Origin of the sequence: Caulobacter sp. NIBR1757, assembly GCF_027912495.1 — a bacterium.
Classification (GTDB): Bacteria; Pseudomonadota; Alphaproteobacteria; order Caulobacterales; family Caulobacteraceae; genus Caulobacter.
This window is the reverse complement of the sequence record NZ_CP115463.1, coordinates 2,166,289-2,180,671: the sequence shown is the minus strand read 5'-3', so window position 1 is coordinate 2,180,671 and position 14,383 is coordinate 2,166,289. Positions and strand designations below refer to the sequence as shown.

General features: G+C 68.9%; 15 protein-coding genes. 10 read left to right on the top strand and 5 right to left on the bottom strand.

The window, feature by feature from the left end; translation table 11 throughout:
• The first annotated feature begins 27 nt into the window (after positions 1-27).
• The 4 genes from O5I81_RS10720 to aat are packed head-to-tail and all read left to right on the top strand — an operon-like array spanning position 28 to position 3,029.
• Entirely contained in the window at positions 28-477 is a 450-nt protein-coding gene (locus O5I81_RS10720; RefSeq protein WP_271068936.1) for a type II 3-dehydroquinate dehydratase, read from the top strand.
• Positions 478-506: 29 nt separating this feature from the next.
• A complete protein-coding gene (accB, locus tag O5I81_RS10715; protein WP_271068935.1) occupies positions 507-1,010 on the top strand; it encodes an acetyl-CoA carboxylase biotin carboxyl carrier protein in 504 nt (167 codons plus the stop codon).
• Between the two features lie 5 nt (positions 1,011-1,015).
• The gene (gene accC, locus O5I81_RS10710) at positions 1,016-2,359 is read left to right on the top strand and encodes an acetyl-CoA carboxylase biotin carboxylase subunit (RefSeq protein ID WP_271068934.1); all 1,344 of its coding nucleotides are present in this window, start codon (positions 1,016-1,018) and stop codon (positions 2,357-2,359) included.
• Between the two features lie 13 nt (positions 2,360-2,372).
• On the top strand, positions 2,373-3,029 hold the full coding sequence (gene aat / locus O5I81_RS10705; protein WP_271068933.1) for a leucyl/phenylalanyl-tRNA--protein transferase: 657 nt from the start codon (positions 2,373-2,375) through the stop codon (positions 3,027-3,029).
• On the opposite strand, the gene O5I81_RS10700 is transcribed toward aat, so the two are convergent.
• Positions 2,993-3,592, bottom strand: coding sequence for a DUF2155 domain-containing protein (locus O5I81_RS10700; RefSeq protein WP_271068932.1), 600 nt, complete (start codon positions 3,590-3,592; stop codon positions 2,993-2,995). The two genes, aat and O5I81_RS10700, sit on opposite strands and share 37 nt — an antisense overlap.
• A 16-nt stretch (positions 3,593-3,608) precedes the next feature.
• A complete protein-coding gene (locus tag O5I81_RS10695; protein WP_271068931.1) occupies positions 3,609-4,007 on the bottom strand; it encodes an NADH:ubiquinone oxidoreductase subunit NDUFA12 in 399 nt (132 codons plus the stop codon).
• Between the two features lie 362 nt (positions 4,008-4,369).
• On the opposite strand from O5I81_RS10695, the gene O5I81_RS10690 reads away from it, so the two are divergent.
• The 3 genes from O5I81_RS10690 (at position 4,370) to O5I81_RS10680 (ending at position 8,394) form a co-directional block, all read left to right on the top strand.
• Complete coding sequence (locus O5I81_RS10690) at positions 4,370-6,925, top strand: ribonucleotide reductase (RefSeq protein WP_271068930.1); 2,556 nt, start codon at positions 4,370-4,372, stop codon at positions 6,923-6,925.
• A gap of 46 nt (positions 6,926-6,971) precedes the next feature.
• The gene (locus O5I81_RS10685; RefSeq protein ID WP_271068929.1) at positions 6,972-7,457 is read left to right on the top strand and encodes a pentapeptide repeat-containing protein; all 486 of its coding nucleotides are present in this window, start codon (positions 6,972-6,974) and stop codon (positions 7,455-7,457) included.
• Between the two features lie 76 nt (positions 7,458-7,533).
• On the top strand, positions 7,534-8,394 hold the full coding sequence (locus tag O5I81_RS10680; RefSeq protein WP_271068928.1) for a pentapeptide repeat-containing protein: 861 nt from the start codon (positions 7,534-7,536) through the stop codon (positions 8,392-8,394).
• Here the strand turns inward: O5I81_RS10680 and O5I81_RS10675 are convergent.
• Positions 8,391-9,389 carry an AraC family transcriptional regulator gene (locus O5I81_RS10675; RefSeq protein WP_271068927.1) on the bottom strand — a complete coding sequence of 333 codons (999 nt, stop codon included), beginning with the start codon at positions 9,387-9,389 and terminating at the stop codon, positions 8,391-8,393. The genes O5I81_RS10680 and O5I81_RS10675 overlap by 4 nt on opposite strands.
• 111 nt (positions 9,390-9,500) lie before the next feature.
• On the opposite strand from O5I81_RS10675, the gene O5I81_RS10670 reads away from it, so the two are divergent.
• Positions 9,501-10,754: a cytochrome P450 gene (locus tag O5I81_RS10670; RefSeq protein ID WP_271068926.1), complete on the top strand. Its 1,254-nt coding sequence runs from the start codon at positions 9,501-9,503 to the stop codon at positions 10,752-10,754.
• Between the two features lie 8 nt (positions 10,755-10,762).
• The gene (locus tag O5I81_RS10665; RefSeq protein WP_271068925.1) at positions 10,763-11,083 is read left to right on the top strand and encodes a 2Fe-2S iron-sulfur cluster-binding protein; all 321 of its coding nucleotides are present in this window, start codon (positions 10,763-10,765) and stop codon (positions 11,081-11,083) included.
• Between the two features lie 7 nt (positions 11,084-11,090).
• Here the strand turns inward: O5I81_RS10665 and aspS are convergent, their stop codons facing one another.
• Both aspS and O5I81_RS10655 read right to left on the bottom strand, forming a co-directional pair.
• Positions 11,091-12,869, bottom strand: a complete 1,779-nt coding sequence (aspS, locus tag O5I81_RS10660) for an aspartate--tRNA ligase (RefSeq protein WP_271068924.1) — start codon at positions 12,867-12,869, stop codon at positions 11,091-11,093.
• A gap of 79 nt (positions 12,870-12,948) precedes the next feature.
• Positions 12,949-13,278, bottom strand: a complete 330-nt coding sequence (locus tag O5I81_RS10655) for a hypothetical protein (protein WP_271068923.1) — start codon at positions 13,276-13,278, stop codon at positions 12,949-12,951.
• Positions 13,279-13,323: 45 nt separating this feature from the next.
• Between O5I81_RS10655 and O5I81_RS10650 the strand changes: the two genes are divergently transcribed.
• Positions 13,324-14,043, top strand: coding sequence for a class I SAM-dependent methyltransferase (locus tag O5I81_RS10650; RefSeq protein ID WP_271068922.1), 720 nt, complete (start codon positions 13,324-13,326; stop codon positions 14,041-14,043).
• Positions 14,044-14,383 lie beyond the last annotated feature (340 nt).

The following is a 14,383-nucleotide window of genomic DNA, read 5'->3' as shown; positions in this document are numbered from 1 at the left end:
CCCGTCTTGAATCGACGGCGGGGCCGGATGCCGAAACCGATCTTTGTTTTGAGCGGGCCCAATCTCAACCTGCTTGGGACGCGTGAACCCGACATCTATGGATACGACACCCTGTCGGATATCCACGACCGCTGCGCCGCCCGCGCGGAGGCCTTCGGCTTGACCGTCGACTGCCGACAATCCAACCACGAAGGCCAGCTGATCGACTGGGTCCAGGAGGCCCGGGAGGCCGCCAGCGCCCTGATCATCAACCCGGCCGGCTACGGTCACACTTCCGTGGCCCTGCTGGACGCGCTGAAGACTCTCGCTATTCCGGTGGTGGAGTGTCACCTGTCGAACCCTGCGGCGCGCGAGGCGTTTCGCAAGACGACCTATGTTTCGCTCGCGGCGACCGGCATCGTGTCCGGATTCGGCGCGGCAAGTTACGAACTGGCGATCGAAGCCGCCGCCGGCCTTGTCGGCGCGGCCCGGTCGTAGGCTTAAAGACCAAGAACAAGGTATCCCTGATGTCCAATACCCCGGCCGACGACTCCGCCGAGAACAGCGCCGCCATCGACACCCGGACGGTCCGCAAGCTCGCCGACATCCTCAAGAGCACCGGCCTGACTGAGATCGAAGTGGAGCGCGGCGACCTGCGCATCCGCGTCGCCCGCGAGATCACCGTCAGCGCCGCGCCGCAGCAGGCCTATGCCGCTGCCCCGGCCCCGGCTCCGATGGCCGCCCCGGCGCCTGTCGCCGTCGCCGCGCCGGTCGAGGCCGCGCCCGCCGCCCGCAAGGGCGACGAGGTCAAGTCGCCGATGGTCGGCACCGTCTACCTGCAGCCGCAGCCGGGCAGCCCCGCCTTCATCAAGGTCGGCGACAAGGTCGGCGAGGGCCAGACCCTGCTGATCGTCGAGGCCATGAAGACGATGAACCCGATCCCCGCGCCCCGCGCCGGCGTCGTGGTCGAAATCCTGGTCGGCGACGCCCAGCCGGTCGAGTTTGGCCAGCCGCTCGTGATCCTCGAGTAGCCGCTGTGTTCGACAAGATCCTGATCGCCAACCGGGGCGAGATCGCCCTTCGCATCCACCGCGCCTGCAAGGAGATGGGCATCGCCACCGTGGCGGTCCACTCCGAGCCCGACGCCAGCGGCATGTGGGCCCGGCTGTGCGACGAAAGCGTCTGCATCGGTCCGGCCCCGGCGGCCAAGAGCTACCTCAACATCCCCTCGATCATCGCGGCGGCCGAGATCACCGGCGCACAGGCGATCCACCCCGGCTACGGCTTCCTGTCTGAAAACGCCCGCTTCGCCGAGATCGTCAACACCCACGGCATGACCTTCATCGGGCCGCGTCCCGAGCACATCCGCATGATGGGCGACAAGATCAGCGCCAAACAGGCGGTCAAGGACGCCGGCATCCCCGTAGTCCCCGGCTCCGACGGCGCCGTGACCACGGAAGAAGAGGCCTTCGCGGCGGCCAAGGAGATCGGCTTCCCGGTCCTCATCAAGGCGGCGGCCGGCGGCGGCGGTCGCGGCATGAAGGTCGCGGCGACCCAGGAAGACCTCTACGAAGCGGTCTCGACGGCCCGTTCCGAGGCCCGCGCGGCCTTCGGCGACGACGCCGTCTACATGGAGCGCTACCTCCAGACCCCGCGCCACATCGAGATCCAGGTCGTCGCAGACAGCCACGGCAACGTCGTGCACCTGGGCGAACGGGACTGTTCGCTGCAGCGCCGCCACCAGAAGGTGCTGGAAGAAGCCCCTTCGCCGGCCCTCAATTCAGAGGCCCGCAAGAAGATCGGCGCGGTCGTCGTCGAGGCCATCCGCGCCATCGGCTATCTCGGCGTCGGCACCATCGAGTTCCTGTGGGAGAACGACGAGTTCTTCTTCATCGAGATGAACACCCGCCTGCAGGTCGAACACCCGGTCACCGAGGCCATCACCGGCATCGACCTGGTCCGCGAACAGATCCGCATCGCCGCCGGCCTGCCGCTCAGCTTCACCCAGGCCGACGTGACTTTCGAAGGCCACGCCATCGAATGCCGCATCAACGCCGAGAACCCGCGCACCTTCACCCCCTCGCCGGGCAAGGTGACGGACTTCCATGCGCCGGGCGGCCTGGGCGTGCGGCTCGATAGCGGCCTCTACGCCGGCTATTCGATCCCGCCCTACTACGACAGCCTGGTCGGCAAGCTGATCGTCCACGGCCGCGACCGCGCCGAATGCATCGCCCGCACCCAGCGGTGCCTGGGCGAAATGGTCGTCAGCGGCATCGAGACGACGATCCCGCTATTCCAGGACCTGCTGCAGAACGAGGACATCCGGGCCGGCGACTACAACATCCACTGGCTGGAAAACTGGCTCAAAGCACAGGGCTAGGACTTCGTCTCGGATGAAGGACACGGACGACGCCTTCACCCCCGAAGACCTGATCGCCTGCTACCAGCGCGGCGTCTTCCCGATGGCCGATTCGCGGGACGATGAGGGGGTCTTCCTCATCGACCCGCAGCGGCGCGGGGTATTGCCGCTTGACGGGTTCCAGTTGTCATCCCGCCTAGCCCGTACGGTCAGATCGGACCGCTTCGAGGTCCGCACGGACACCGCCTTCAACCGCGTCGTCGGCCTCTGCGCCCAGTCCGCCCCGGGCCGTGAGGACACCTGGATCAATCCGGTGATCGAGCACCTCTATGGCGAGCTTCACCGGCGCGGCCAGGCCCACAGTGTCGAGACCTGGCGCGACGGCGAACTGATCGGCGGCCTCTACGGCGTCTCGCTCGGCGGGGCCTTCTTCGGCGAGAGCATGTTCAGCCGCGCCACCGACGCCAGCAAGGTCGCTCTCGTCCACCTGGTGGCCCGCCTGCGGGTCGGCGGCTACCGCCTGCTCGACTGCCAGTTCGTCACCGATCACCTGACCCAGTTCGGCGTCGTCGAGATTCCGCGCGCCGAATACCACAGAAGGCTGGCGCAAGCGCTTGAGGTCAAAGGCGATTTCGGCCGTTTCGAAGGCGGCGGTCAGGCCGCCTTGCAGGCGATCAGCCAGGCGTCATAGACCGGGTGCTGCAGGGGGTTCAGCCCCGGCGACGAGGCGAACATCCAGCCCTTGAACACCTGACGGGTCGGCGGCGTCGGCCGGCCGGGCTGCGGCTTGGGCGATGAGTCCACCGTCATATAGGCGGCCGATTCCGGAGCCGTCTCGTCCGGCGCGGCGCTCTCGCAGGCCCGCACCGTGAAGACCAGCGACTTGTAGCGCACCGACCCGCCGACCGGCACCTCGAAGCGCAGGGTCTCGGCGGTCACCTTGTCCAGAGCCTGGACGATGGCCGAGCCGGCCCGCACCCGCTTCAGCGGCTCGACCGGCTTGGCTTCGGCGGCCTTGGCCTTGGGGGCCGGTTTGGGATCGGGCAGCGGCACGATCGGCACGGGCGACGCCGGCGCTGAGACCACCGGCGGCGGGGCGGTGACATTGGCCGGCGGCGGCTCCTCGGCGGCCGGTGCGGTCGGCGCCGGCTTGGGCTGCGGCGCGGCCCTGGGCGTCGGCGCGCCGGGCTGGGCGCTGGCCACGCCTGCCAGGGCCAGGCTCATCGCCGCCAGGATGCGGACCGTGATCTTCATGCCGGTTCCGGCGTCCCTATTCCGGGGTCCAGGGCAGGTAGTCGCCCGTCGCCTTGTCGCGCTGGCCGTCACCCGAGATCGAGCCCTTGGGTCGCCAGGCATGGACGGTGCCGGTCAGGTTTGGCCGGTGCTCCTTTTCCCAGCTGCGCCGCGGCAGCGGGGCGATGGTCGGCGGTTCGTCGAAGGTGTAGCGCAGCCAGCCGTGCCAGTCCGGCGGCACCTTCGAGGCCTCGGCATAGCCGTTGTAGATCACCCAGCGGCGCTTGCGACCGACGTCGTAGCTGTCCTTGTCGTCGCGGGCTTCATAGTAGGTGTTACCGAACTCATCCTGGCCGATCTTCACGCCGCGGCGCTTGATGTGGAAGGTCTGCCCCAACGTGGCGCCGTTCCACCAGGTAAAGATCGCTTTCAGCACAGGAGAATCCGTCTGTCGGGGGAGGTCGAATTTCAGGCGGAACATAGAGGGCGGGGCCGGAAAAACAAAGCGTTCCTTCTCCCGCTTGTCGGGAGAAGGTGGCCCCCGAAGGGGGTCGGATGAGGGCAGAGCGGAAGAGGAAGACTGGCGACAGCGCCGAAGGCGCCAGAACACGCGCAATCGCTTGCCGCAGGCGCTGCCCTCATCCGACCGCTACGCGGCCACCTTCTCCCGACAAGCGGGAGAAGGGATCAGCAATTGCACCATATCTTGTGGATGACCCCTTGCCGCACCCCATCATCTATTGCTCCCGCCGCGCGCGCGCCCTACCCTGCCCGCCTAAGCGTGGGAGCGGCGGACGGATGCGTTTCGAGCGGCGGCGAGCCAAGGCCGCGGGGCCGGAAGTCGAGCTTCGCACCCTGGAGGGGACCAGCGCCCTGACCGGCGTGCTGGCGCCCGTCAGCTGGCCCGGCGCCCGCGTCCAGGCCTGGGCCGACTGGGCCGCGACCCTGCCCGAGCCCGCCGCCGGCGACCTGCCCAATGTCCTCAGCCAGCCCCTGACACCGATTGGCCTGCTCGGGGCCGGCCCGGCCCGCAAGGCGCAGGATCTGGCCAGCAAGGGCTGGACCCTCGGCCTGTTCGCCCGGCCGACCGACGCCGGCGCCTTCCGCGACGAGCTGTTCGCCCTGATGAGCCACGGCATCGTCGCCTTCGCCGAGCCCCGGCGGGCCACAGCCCTGCCCGTCATCGACCTCGCCGGCCCCGACGCCGACCGCGCCCTGGCCGCCTTCGCCGCCGAGGTCGCCGCCCACGACCTGACCGCCCCCGCCCTGCGCACCCTGACCGACCGGCTGACCGCCGTCAGCGACGCCGTGCGCCGCTGCGAGGGCGACGCCAGCGCCTGCGCCGATCCGGCCGCCAACCCGGCCCTGGCCCGCATGGCCCGGGCCGCCCGCGCCGCCGGGGCCAGCGACGCCGCCATCAGCGACGCCATCGGGGCCGGTCTGTGCGGCCTGTCCATCGCCCCGCCGGCCACCCCGGCTCCCTCGCGCCCGGCCGTCGTCCTGCAGGCCGCCGACGACGCCCACACCGGCCGCGAGCGCGAGCTGGCCGGCCTCGGCTGGCGCACCGGCGCGGCCACCCTGGCCCTGACCGCGCAGGACGCCGCCGCCCTGTCGGGCCGCGCCGCCGGCCCCGTCGCCGCCCTCGACCTGATCGCCTTCCAGGACGGCCAGGCCTTCGACATGCCCGGCTTCGAGGCCTCTGCCCGCCTGCTGGCTGCCGCCGTCCGCCTCGACGCCGGCCCAGACGCCCCGGCCACCCTGACCCTGGCCAATACCGCCGCCCTGATCGTCTCCCGGGGGCTGGCTTATGACAGCGACGAGGCCCGCGACCTCGCCGCCGACCTGTGGAGCCGCGCCGCCTCCGCCTCCCGCGGCCTGGCCGACGTCGCCCCGCACGAGGATGCCGAGCTGCAGATTCGCCTTGGCGCCGCCTGCATGGCCGCCGCTCCCTGGTCCGGCCCGCTGACCCTCGCCGAGACCGAGGACGGCGAAACCCTGCGTGTCATCGCCGAGCCGGCCCTCGACGCTCTGGCCTACCTGGGCGAGGACCCCGACGCCCTGCGCCTGGCCATGCTCGGCCACCGCGACTTCGCCGAGGCGCCGCACATCAACACCGCCTCGCTGTCGGCGCTGGGTTTCACCGTCCTCGAGACCGAGTCGATCCAGGCCGTGCTGCCGCTGGTCACCGACCTGCGCGACGCTTTCAGCCCGCTGGTCGTCGGCGAGGGCTTCCTGCGCGACATCCTCGGCGCCGATCCCGAGGCGCTTCGCCAGCCCGGTTTCGACACCCTCGGCCTGGCCGGCTTCACCGACCGCCAGATCGCCGAGGCCAATGCCTATGTCCTCGGCTCGGCCTCGCTCGACCAGGCGACCGACCTCTCCCCGGCCGCCCGCGCCATCCTCGACCCCGACCCGTCCTTCGCCGCCCGGCTGGCCCTGCATGCCGCCATCGAGGACGCCTGCGGCCACGCCGGGACCCTGCGCCTGCCGCTGGCCTTCACCGCCCTGCCGTCGGAGGCCGCCCTGCTGCAGGCCCAGGCGCTGGCCGCCGGGGTCCGCGCCCTGCGCCTCGACCGCGCCGGCCCGCCGCTGGCCTTCAGCCTCGGCATCCCCGAGGAAGCCGCCCCCGAGGCGCCCCGCGCCGCCCCGGCCCAGGAGCGCATCATCGAGCGGGTGGTCGAGCGCGAGCGCACCCGCCGCAAGCTGCCCGACCGCCGCAAGGGCTACATCCAGAAGGCGGCCGTCGGCGGCCACAAGGTCTACCTGCACACCGGCGAGTACGACGACGGCGAGCTGGGCGAGATCTTCATCGACATGCACAAGGAAGGCGCAGCCTTCCGCAGCGTGATGAACAACTTCGCCATCGCCATCTCCATCGGCCTGCAATACGGCGTGCCGCTCGACGAATTCGTCGACGCCTTCGTCTTCACCCGGTTCGAACCGGCCGGCCCGGTGACCGGCAACGACACCATACGCTCGGCCACCTCGATCCTCGACTACGTCTTCCGCGAGCTTGGCGTCAGCTACCTGGGGCGCAACGACCTCTCCAACGCCGATGGCGAGGAACTCAATGCCGACGGCCTCGGCCGCGGCAAGGCCGACGCCGCCCCGGCGCTTGCCGGGGGCGGCTACGAGGCCGAACCGCAACCGGCCAGCCGCTTCATCTCCAAGGGCTTCTCGAGAGGCGCGGCGCCCGACAACCTGGTCTTCCTGCCCTTCGGCAAGCGGCCGGGCGAGGTGATGATGGACAACCCCCGCGCCGCCAGCGTCTGCCCGTCCTGCGGCGACCAGTCGGTGTTCAGCGGGGTCTGCGATACCTGCGGCGTTGTGGTGGAGCAGAACGTCAGCTCCTGACCGCCGTTAACCGAACGAAGACCCCTGCCATGCAAGGGTTTGCGCCATGAAGCGCCTCATCGCCCTCACGCTCGCCGTGGCCTCCCTCGCAGGTCCAGCCTCGGCCCAGAACGCCGGCCAGATCGCGCGGGTGCGCGCCGGGGCCAGCTGTCCCGGCTGCAACCTGTTCCAGGCCGACCTGATGGGCATGGAGCGCAGCGGCCTCAACTTCCGCAAGGCGCGCCTGCGTCAGGCCACCCTGACCGCCGTGGTCATGAACCGGGCCAGCTTCGCCGGAGCCGACCTGCGCGACGTCGATGCCTCGGCCGCCGTCTTCGGCGGAGCCAGCTTCGCCGGCGCCAACCTGACCAACGCCAACTTCGTCGGCAGCTACCTGCAAGGCGCCAACTTCAGCGGCGCCGTCCTGACCGGGGCGGTGTTCTCCGGCGCCGAGATGGATCGGGCTGTCGGCCTGACCCAGCGCCAGCTCGACCAGGCCTGCGGCGACGAGACGACCCAGCTGCCGCGTGGCCTCAGAATTCCGAAGTGCTGACCCAGTTTCGGGAAAACCCAATCCTTACCGCGAATTAAGTGGCGTCCTTGCGGGGCGTGGGCCACATCTGATGGCGATGAACAAGTTCGCAATCGCCCTTGCCGCCTTCACCGTCCTGGCCGCCGCCGCAGGCGTCGCCGAGGCCCGGGTCGTTCGGGACGAGAGGGACATACCGCGCCAGCTGTTGTTCGGCGGGACCTGCCGCCAGTGCGATCTGTCGGGCAAGAAACTGGTCAACGCCCGCTTCACCGGCGCCGATTTCGGCGGCGCCACCCTGATCCGGGCCGACCTGCGCGGGGCCAGCTTCGTCGGCTCCAACTTCCAGGGCGCCCACCTGGCCGACTCCGATCTCTCGGGCGCCGAGATGATGGGCTCCAACTTCTCCTACGCCGACTTTACCGGGGCCGAACTCGACGGGGTCGAGGGGGCCGGAGCGGTGTTCCAGAAGGCCAACTTCACCCGCGCCAGCCTGCAGGACGCCGAACTGCCGGCCGTCAACTTCAACGGCGCCAACCTGAGCAACGCCAACTTTCGCGACGCCGAGCTGCCGCACGCGGTCATCACCAACGTCCAGGCCTCCGGCGCCAGCTTCCGCGACGCCGAACTGGTCGGCGCCAGCCTGATCAGCTCGACCTTCACCGGCGCCAACTTCCGCGACGCCGACCTGTCCGGCGCCGTTCTGGTTCGCTCGACCTTCCACAACGCCGACTTCCGCGACGCCGACCTGTCGCGCGCGACCCTGTTCGGCGCCGATCTCAGCCGGGCCCGCAACCTGACCCAGCACCAGGTCAGCGAGGCCTGCTCCGACAGCTCTACACGGCTGCCGGCCGGCCTGACCCCCCGCCTCTGCAAGGGCCGCAAGATCATGATCTTCAACGCCCCGGCGCCGCCCAAGCCTCCCGAAGCGCCCAGGCCGCCGAAGTCTCCGCGCAACTAACGCGGCCGCTCGGCGCCGAACCAGCGACGGCATGACCGGCTGAAGCTGGTGGGATCGGCATAGCCCAACATCTCGGCGATCCGCGCCTGGCTCAGGCTGCTGTCCCGCAGCATCCGCATCGCCCGCGTACGCAGTTCGGCGTCCAGCAGCTCCCGATAGCCGACCCCGGTCTCGGCCAGCTTGCGCACCAGAGTCCGCCGCGACACCCCCATCAGCCGCGCCGTCTCCTCGGCTGTCAGCCGACCCGCCGGCAGGGTGCGCAGCAACCGCTCGACCCGCCCCCGCAGGCCGACCGGCTCCGACACCCGTTTGAGCGCCGCCTGCAGCTCCGCCACCGCCGCCGCGTGCAGGGCCGGATCGGCGAACGGCGAGGCCACCTCCAGCCAGGCCGCGGGAACCCGCACCGAATTGACCGGCGCGCCATAGACAACCTGGTCGCCCAGCACGGCCCGGGCCTGGTCGGCATGGCCCGGTTCCGGACAGGCGAAGTGGAAGACCGCCCCCCGGGTCGGCGCCGTCAGCACGGTGGCCAGGATGCGCTGCACCCCGATCAGGGCGATCTCCATCATCGGCCGCCACAGCCGCTCATCGATGGAGACCGTCAGCGCATAGTCCATCTGCAGCCAGGCCGGCCCCTTGGCCACCGTCATCTGATAGAAGGGCGCCCGCACGAAGCTGAAGCGCTGCAGCACATCGATCAGCCCGGCGACGTTCGGCGCCGTCACCCCGGCCACGCCCAGCGGCCCGTGCGAGGCCGGATTCCACAGGTCCGGATGGTCCAGGGCCCAGCCGTCGCCGAACAGGGCGACCATGTTCCCGATCTGCCGGACCTGCTGGAACAGGCTGATGTCAGCGGCTCCGTCGGCCGCCATGGCCTCGGTGACCCCCGTGCCCTCAAGGATCGCCGCCCGGCGCTCAGGGGTGTCGCCATAGCCGCGCAGGATCAGCCGGAAGTATCCCGGCGTCATCGGCAGTCGGGCGAGCGTGCTCTCCATCTGGCGCAAAATGCCATGAGATTGGCATTCTGCGCCATCCCCCTGTCGCTACGTCACGCCTAGGCTGCTTGCATAGACCCGTCCCAAGGCGGGCGCCCTGGAGGAAATCCGATGGCCGACGGTTCCGTGCACCAGTCCGCGAGAGATCGCGCCTATTCCTCGACAGATCGCGTCGGACGATGTCGCGATCAGCGGACGAGCGTGCGGACGACAGCACTGGCCTATTTCGAGCGCCTGCGGGCCGAGGACCCGGTCCATTATTGCGCCAACAGCGTCTTCGGACCCTACTGGTCGATCACCCGCTACAACGACATCATGGCGGTGGACATCAACCACCAGGTCTTCTCGTCGGAAGCGGCGCTGGGCGGCATCGCCATCCTCGACCAGGGCGCCGACCTTCGCCTGCCGATGTTCATCGCCATGGACCCGCCCAAGCATGATCAACAGCGAAAGGTGGTCAGCCCCGCCGTATCCCCGGCCAACCTCGAACGGCTGGAACCGCTGATCCGCGAGCGGGCCTGCGCCATTCTCGACGCCCTGCCGCGCGGCGAGACCTTCGACTGGGTCGACCGGGTGTCGATCGAGCTGACGACCCAGATGCTGGCCACCCTGTTCGACTTCCCCTTCGAACAGCGCCGCAAGCTGACCTGGTGGTCGGACGTCGGCTCCTGCATTCCCGGACCCGGCCAGGTGGTCGAGACCGAGGAGCAGAAGCTGGCCGAGCTGATGGAGTGCTTGGTCGCCTTCACCGAGCTGTGGAACCAGCGGGTCAACGCCCCGCCGACCGGCGATCTGATCTCCATGCTGGCGCACGGCGAGGCGACCCGGAACATGAGCCCCGAGGAGTATCTGGGGAACCTGATCCTGCTGATCGTCGGCGGCAACGACACCACCCGCAACAGCATCTCCGGCTCGCTCTACGCCCTGAGCAAGAACCCCGACCAGTTCGCCAAGCTGCGGGCCAACCCGGAGCTGATCCCCTCGATGGTCTCCGAGACCATCCGCTGGCAGACGCCCCTGGCCCATATGCGGCGCACGGCACTGGAGGACATCGAGTTCCAGGGCAAGACCATCAGGAAGGGCGACAAGGTCGTCATGTGGTACGTCTCGGGCAACCGCGACGACGCCGTCATCGACAATCCCAACGCCTTCATCATCGACCGCGAACGGCCCCGCACCCACATGTCGTTCGGATATGGCATCCACCGCTGCGTCGGCAACCGGCTGGCCGAGATGCAGCTGCGGGTGATCTGGGAAGAGATCCTCAAGCGCTTCCCGGTCATAGAGGTGATGGGCGAGCCCGACCGCGTCCCCTCGCCCTTCGTCAAGGGCTACCTCAACCTGCCCGTCCGCATCCCCGCCTGAGAGCCTCCATGCCCGTCATCACCTACGTCCAGCACGACGGCGCGGAGCATCGCGTCACCCTCCCGGTCGGGGTCAGCCTGATGCAGGGGGCGATCAGCAACAACGTCCCGGGCATCGACGCCGACTGCGGCGGGGCCTGCGCCTGCGCCACATGCCACGTCTATGTCGATCCGGCCTGGATGGGCCGCGTGGGCGAGCGCGGGGCCATGGAGGCCTCGATGCTCGACTTCGCCGAGGGCGTGCGGGAAACCTCCCGCCTCGCCTGCCAGATCAAGATCGCGGACGAGCACGACGGACTGATCGTCCGCCTGCCGGAAGCGCAGCACTAGCGATAGATCAGGCCTTGATCGGCGGGTTCAGCCGGATGTGCAGTTCTTTCAACTGCTTCTCCGACACTTCCGACGGCGCGCTCATCAACAGATCCTGCCCCTGCTGGTTCAGCGGGAAGGCGATGACTTCGCGGATGGCCGTCTGGCCGGCCAGCAGCATGACGATGCGGTCGATGCCGGGGGCCAGACCACCGTGCGGCGGGGCGCCATAGCGGAAGGCGTTCAGCATGCCGCCGAACTGCTCCTCGACCACGTCGGCGCCATAGCCGGCGATTTCGAAGGCCTTGAGCATGATCTCGGGCTTGTGGTTCCGGATCGCGCCCGAGCACAGCTCGTAGCCGTTGCAGACGATGTCGTACTGGTAGGCGAGAATATCGAGCGGGCTCTTGGTTTCGAGCGCCTCGAGTTCGCCCTGCGGCATCGAGAAGGGGTTGTGGCTGAAGTCGACCTTCTTCTCTTCGTCCGACCATTCGAACATCGGGAAGTCGACGATCCAGCAGAACTCGAACGTCCCCTCGTCGATCAGCTTCAGCTCCGTGCCCACGCGGGTGCGGGCCGAGCCGGCGAACTTGTAGAAGACGCCCGGATCGCCGGCCACGAAGAAGGCGGCGTCGCCTTCGCCGAGACCGAGGCTGGTCATCAGGGCCTGGGTCTTCTCTTCACCCAGGTTCTTGGCGATCGGGCCGCCCCAGGCGTTCTGGTCGGCGCTCCAGAAGATGTAGCCGAGACCCGGCTGGCCTTCGCCCTGGGCCCAGCTGTTCATGCGGTCGCAGAAGGCGCGCGAACCGCCGCCGGGGGCCGGCACGGCCCAGACGGCGTTCTTCTCGGTTTCAAGAATGCGGGCGAAGAGGCCGAAGCCGCCGCCGCGGAAGCTCTCCGAGACGTCCGACATCTTGATCGGGTTGCGGGTGTCGGGCTTGTCGCTGCCGTACCAGGCGATGGCGTCGCGGTAGGGGATGCGCGGGAACGGATAGGGCGTCACCGACTTGCCGTCGGCGAACTCCTCGAACACGCCGTGCATCACCGGCTCGATGGCCGCGAACACGTCCTCTTGCGTGACGAAGCTCATCTCGACGTCGAGCTGGTAGAATTCCAGGCTGCGGTCGGCGCGCAGGTCCTCGTCGCGGAAACAGGGGGCGATCTGGAAGTAGCGGTCGAAGCCCGAGACCATCAGCAGCTGCTTGAACTGCTGCGGGGCCTGCGGCAGCGCGTAGAACTTGCTGGGGTGCAGACGCGACGGCACCAGGAAGTCGCGCGCGCCTTCCGGCGACGAGGCGGTCAGGATCGGCGTCTGGTACTCGAGGAAGCCCTGGGCGACCATCCGCTTGCGGATGCTGTCGATGACCCTGGAGCGCAGGATGATGTTCTTGTGCAGGGTCTCGCGGCGCAGGTCGAGGTACCTGTGCTTGAGGCGGATCTCCTCGGGGTAGTCGGGCTCGCCGAACACCGGCAGCGGCAGCTCGGCCGCTTCCGACAGCACCTCGACCGAAGTGACCCGCACTTCGACTTCGCCAGTGCCGAGGTTGGCGTTGATGGTCTCGGCCGAGCGGGCGACAACTTCACCGTCCACGCGGATGACGCTCTCGGCCCGCAGCCGCTCGACGGCGTCGAAGCCGGGCGTGCCCGGATGCAGGACCAGCTGGGTCAGGCCGTAGTGGTCGCGCAGGTCGATGAACAGCAGGCCGCCGTGGTCACGCTTGCGATGGATCCAGCCGGACAGGCGCACCGTGGCGCCGGTGTCGGTGGCGCGCAGGGCGCCGCAGGTATGGGTGCGATAGGCGTGCATGAATCTGTGCTTTGGAGTCGGATTTCGAGAGGCGCGGAAGGGCGCATGAGGGCCTTGGAAAGTCAAGGCAAACGGCGCTTCAGTCGGTGCTTTCGACCAGCGCCCAGACGATGTTCGGAACCGCGAAGGAGGCCCCCTCCCCCTGGTTCCAGTGGGCCTCCGGATTCCAGATCCAGTCGCCGCCGCCCTCGACCCAATCGGCCGCCAGCCGCGCCTTCACGGCCTCCAGGTCGAAGTCGCTGAAGGTCGGCGTCACCTCGATCCAGCCCTCTTCCTTGTAGTAGGGCTCGACCAGCAGGCTCTTCACCGTCGCAACGCCTTCGAGCGCGGCCAGCAGGTCGTGGGCGACGTCCAGCGCCTCGGCCATCGTGGCGACCTTGGCGAAGCTGCGCAGGAATCCTTGTGGCATGTTTCCCCCGTTGCGCCGGGCGGCGAAGCCGGATCATCTGGCCGCATGTCCGAAGACCTCTATGACCCCCGGTTCGTCAAGGCCGTCTTCGACCGTTGTTCGGACCGCTACATCGCTTTCAGTTACATCTGCTCGATGGGTTTCACCGAGCGGTGGCGGCGTCAGTGCGTGGCGCTGATGCCGGCGCCGGCCGTGGCGGCGCCCAGCGGCTACGACTTCATGGCCGGCACCGGCGAGGTCTGGCCGCATCTGCTGAAGCGGTTCCCTGACCTTGGCGCCATCACCGCCGTCGACATTTCCTCGGGCATGCACCGGCGGGCGCTGGAGCGGCTGCACGCGATGCGGGCTCACAAGATCGCCTTCATCGAGGACGACCTGCTGGCCAGCGACCTGGCCTCCGAAAGCGCCGACTTCGTGGTGGCGACCTTCGGGCTGAAGACCTTCAATCCCGAGCAGCATGGACGCCTGGCGAAGCTGACGGCGCGGGTGCTGAAGCCGGGCGGGGTGTTTTCGATGGTCGAGGCCTCCGATCCGAAGGGGTGGTGGCTGCGGCCGGTGTATCGGCTGCATCTGTTGGTCGTGTTGCCGCTGATCGAGCGGCTGTTCCTGCGGGGCGCGCAGGATTTTGCGATGATCGGTACCTACAGCAGCAAATTCGGGGACGCGTCCGGGCTGGCGGAGATGATGCGGGCCGAGGGGCTGGAGGTCACCTACCACCGGCTGTTCTTCGGCTGCGCCACAGCGGTGACCGGTCGAAAGCGTTAGCGAAGCGGCGGGCCCAGTATAGCACGGCGGCGCTGTTGGCCAGAGGTTTCAGGTCATAGAAAGCCAATAAAATACAACGTCATAAGACCCACTATCTGACCGCAATTGCCGACTGAAATGACCACACAAGACCACCCGCGAGACCACACAAACCAGCCCGAAACCCACCCGGCCGCGTGCCGATTGGCGTCGGTGACCGAACGACGGTTCGCTCGGCGGTCCAAAACGCGATGAATATGTCTAGACATATTCATCAGGGGCGCCGTTAAGCCTGTTGTCCACAGGCCGGGAGCGGTTCTCCCCGCCCCCGCGGCGCGCCCGCCGTGACCGCCGCGCGGGC

Bases quoted from the DNA above. Each gene is read 5' to 3' on its own strand.
- O5I81_RS10720 (WP_271068936.1), top strand. From the start codon at position 28: ATGCCGAAACCGATCTTTGTTTTGAGCGGGCCCAATCTCAACCTGCTT.
- accB (WP_271068935.1), top strand. From the start codon at position 507: ATGTCCAATACCCCGGCCGACGACTCCGCCGAGAACAGCGCCGCCATC.
- aat (WP_271068933.1), top strand. From the start codon at position 2,373: ATGAAGGACACGGACGACGCCTTCACCCCCGAAGACCTGATCGCCTGC.
- O5I81_RS10700 (WP_271068932.1), bottom strand. From the start codon at position 3,592: ATGAAGATCACGGTCCGCATCCTGGCGGCGATGAGCCTGGCCCTGGCA.
- O5I81_RS10690 (WP_271068930.1), top strand. From the start codon at position 4,370: ATGCGTTTCGAGCGGCGGCGAGCCAAGGCCGCGGGGCCGGAAGTCGAG.
- O5I81_RS10685 (WP_271068929.1), top strand. From the start codon at position 6,972: ATGAAGCGCCTCATCGCCCTCACGCTCGCCGTGGCCTCCCTCGCAGGT.
- O5I81_RS10680 (WP_271068928.1), top strand. From the start codon at position 7,534: ATGAACAAGTTCGCAATCGCCCTTGCCGCCTTCACCGTCCTGGCCGCC.
- O5I81_RS10675 (WP_271068927.1), bottom strand. From the start codon at position 9,389: ATGGAGAGCACGCTCGCCCGACTGCCGATGACGCCGGGATACTTCCGG.
- O5I81_RS10670 (WP_271068926.1), top strand. From the start codon at position 9,501: ATGGCCGACGGTTCCGTGCACCAGTCCGCGAGAGATCGCGCCTATTCC.
- O5I81_RS10665 (WP_271068925.1), top strand. From the start codon at position 10,763: ATGCCCGTCATCACCTACGTCCAGCACGACGGCGCGGAGCATCGCGTC.
- aspS (WP_271068924.1), bottom strand. From the start codon at position 12,869: ATGCACGCCTATCGCACCCATACCTGCGGCGCCCTGCGCGCCACCGAC.
- O5I81_RS10655 (WP_271068923.1), bottom strand. From the start codon at position 13,278: ATGCCACAAGGATTCCTGCGCAGCTTCGCCAAGGTCGCCACGATGGCC.
- O5I81_RS10650 (WP_271068922.1), top strand. From the start codon at position 13,324: ATGTCCGAAGACCTCTATGACCCCCGGTTCGTCAAGGCCGTCTTCGAC.